Origin of the sequence: Streptococcus sp. GMD1S (assembly GCF_000296875.1) — a bacterium.
Classification (GTDB): domain Bacteria; phylum Bacillota; class Bacilli; order Lactobacillales; family Streptococcaceae; genus Streptococcus.
In genome coordinates this window covers 1-2,626 of sequence record NZ_AJQY01000088.1, presented here as the reverse complement: position 1 = coordinate 2,626, position 2,626 = coordinate 1, and the positions used below count along the sequence as shown (strand labels likewise).

Annotated in this window: 3 protein-coding genes; all 3 read left to right on the top strand. The window is 39.2% G+C overall.

Going from position 1 to position 2,626, the window contains the following annotated elements:
• Nucleotides 1-101 precede the first annotated feature (101 nt).
• On the top strand, nucleotides 102-1,064 hold the full coding sequence (locus GMD1S_RS07125) for a hypothetical protein (RefSeq protein ID WP_000666153.1): 963 nt from the start codon (nucleotides 102-104) through the stop codon (nucleotides 1,062-1,064).
• 136 nt (nucleotides 1,065-1,200) lie between these two features.
• Complete coding sequence (gene hprK / locus GMD1S_RS07120) at nucleotides 1,201-2,136, top strand: HPr(Ser) kinase/phosphatase (RefSeq protein ID WP_000115193.1); 936 nt, start codon at nucleotides 1,201-1,203, stop codon at nucleotides 2,134-2,136.
• Nucleotides 2,129-2,626: prolipoprotein diacylglyceryl transferase (gene lgt, locus GMD1S_RS07115; RefSeq protein WP_000609719.1), on the top strand; the 498-nt coding region annotated here is incomplete at its 3' end. The genes hprK and lgt, both read left to right, overlap by 8 nt.

Sequence of the window (2,626 nt, the reverse complement as noted above, 5' to 3'; positions counted from 1 at the left end):
TAAATCAGAAGCAGCTCGTAAACGTAAAAAATTCTAATTTGAAATGAAAGGCTAGACTTATCTAGTCTTTTTTTGCATAGTATTTAGAGGAACAAATTCTTATGAAAGAGTATATAAAAGAATATCAAAAGATGCGTGAAAATCACTTGGAAGATTGGGGTTATTGTGCTGATCCGATAGATTGGAAGGAATTTGAAGAGTCAAACCAAAGAATTTTTGAAAAGTATTTAACCGATTCAAAAGTATTGTCTGACAAGGTTTTAAGGGTTAAATTGTACAGTAGCTTATTGCTAGATGATATTAAATATTTTGCTTATTATGCTGCGTTTTTAGGTGGGGATTATACACAGTTAAACAATGCGCTATGGCAAACAGGAAGAACCGAGCTGCTGAGAGGCGGTTTGTTGGCAAGTGGAACCATTTATACAGATGGAATTTTGAAAGGCTTGATTACCTCTTTTGCTTGTAACGATTTTTCAGTCATTCCATCATTCATCCCCAAAGATTTACCCTTGTTGAAAGGAACCTATTATCCAGAAAATGTGATGAATCTTTTATACGCTCTTTATTATCAAGATGAAGAAAGATTATCCGAGTCTCTCTTGCGTGCACAACAGTTTTTAGAGAAGAAAAAACGAACTGGTATGGAAGAATTTTCTGTTCGGTATTTTATAAGTTTGGCAAGAAAAGATGCAGTTGCATTAAGTGAGTCCTTACAAAACTTATGTCAAGCTTATCAGAGGCGAGGTTACCCCTATGAAAAGATTGATAAGTGCTTTGCGGATGAGATTCATGGTCTATATCGTTTGGTACGATTTTTTGACCATTCCTTGTTCGAAGAAGTCAGTATGCCATCTCATAAGACTTTTTTGAAGGAGTTTGAAGAATGGCAAGTCCAAAATCAGTTCCCAAAAGGTCAACAGTTCTATACCTATCCTCAAGATATGGCTGATGCAAATAGAATATTAACAAAAGGTCTTCCAAGGATTTACTTAGCAAAATCTGGAAGGGATTTGGTGATAGATGTTGACCGATTTGCAGTAGATTTGTCTCGGTTAATTTGAAGGAGTACGAAAAGACTTCCTAGCCAAATCTTTCCCCAAGAAACATCAAATAAATACTGTAAATCCTGCAAAAAAAGGAAACTTCCAACTACAATTTGATATAATAGTAAGGAGAACTCGATTGAAGGAGGAAATTATGTCGGTTTTAGTAAGAGAAGTAATTGAAAAGCTCAGACTGGATATTGTATACGGCGAAGGCGAATTGCTTGAAAAAGAAATCAACACAGCGGACATTACGAGACCTGGTCTTGAAATGACGGGCTATTTTGATTACTACACTCCAGAACGGATCCAGCTTTTGGGGATGAAGGAGTGGTCCTATTTGGTTAGTATGCCTTCTCAAAACCGTTATCAAGTTTTGAAAAAAATGTTTCTGCCAGAAACACCAGCGGTCATCGTAGCCCGTGGCTTGGTAGTTCCAGAAGAAATGTTGAAGGCTGCTAGAGAATGTAAAATTGCGATTTTGACCAGTCGAACAGCAACCAGCCGTTTGTCTGGAGAGTTATCTAGTTATCTTGATTCCCGTTTAGCTAAACGTACCAGTGTACATGGTGTCTTGATGGATATCTATGGTATGGGAGTCTTGATCCAAGGGGATAGTGGTATCGGTAAGAGTGAGACAGGTCTTGAACTCGTGAAGCGTGGCCATCGTCTAGTAGCGGATGACCGTGTCGATATTTATTCTAAGGATGAGATGACTCTTTGGGGAGAACCTGCTGAAATCTTAAGGCATCTACTTGAAATTCGTGGAGTTGGGATTATCGATGTTATGAGTCTCTATGGAGCAAGCGCTGTAAAAGATTCTTCACAAGTTCAGCTGGCTGTCTATTTGGAAAATTACGATACCCATAAGACTTTTGACCGTCTAGGAAACAATGCCGAAGAATTAGAAGTTTCTGGTGTAGCTATTCCACGTATCCGCATCCCGGTAAAAACAGGACGCAATATCTCTGTTGTTATTGAGGCGGCAGCAATGAACTATCGTGCTAAGGAAATGGGCTTTGATGCAACGCGTTTATTTGAAGAACGTTTGACAAATCTGATCGCTCAAAATGAGGTGAAACATGATTAATCCAGTTGCATTTGAAATCGGACCTTTTTCCATTCGTTGGTATGCCCTATGTATTGTGGCAGGCTTGGTCTTAGCAGTCTATCTTGCCATGAAAGAAGCTCCTAAGAAGAAGATTTTGTCAGATGACATTCTAGATTTTATCTTAATTGCCTTTCCTATTGCAATTTTAGGTGCCAGACTTTACTATGTACTCTTCCGCTTAGATTACTATCTGCAAAATCCAGGTGATGTGATTGCCATCTGGAATGGTGGTTTGGCCATTTATGGTGGTTTGATAGCAGGAGCTATTGTACTTTATATCTTTGCGGATAGAAAACTCATCAATACTTGGGACTTTCTAGATATTGCGGCGCCGAGCGTTCTGATTGCCCAAAGTTTAGGCCGCTGGGGGAACTTCTTTAACCAAGAAGCCTACGGTGCAGCGGTAGATAATCTGGATTATTTGCCAGGCTTTATCCGTGACCAGATGTACATTGAGGGGAGCTATCGT

What these genes read in the sequence shown, in the direction of transcription:
- GMD1S_RS07125 (WP_000666153.1), top strand. Translation starts at nt 102, where the DNA reads ATGAAAGAGTATATAAAAGAATATCAAAAGATGCGTGAAAATCACTTG.
- hprK (WP_000115193.1), top strand. Translation starts at nt 1,201, where the DNA reads ATGTCGGTTTTAGTAAGAGAAGTAATTGAAAAGCTCAGACTGGATATT.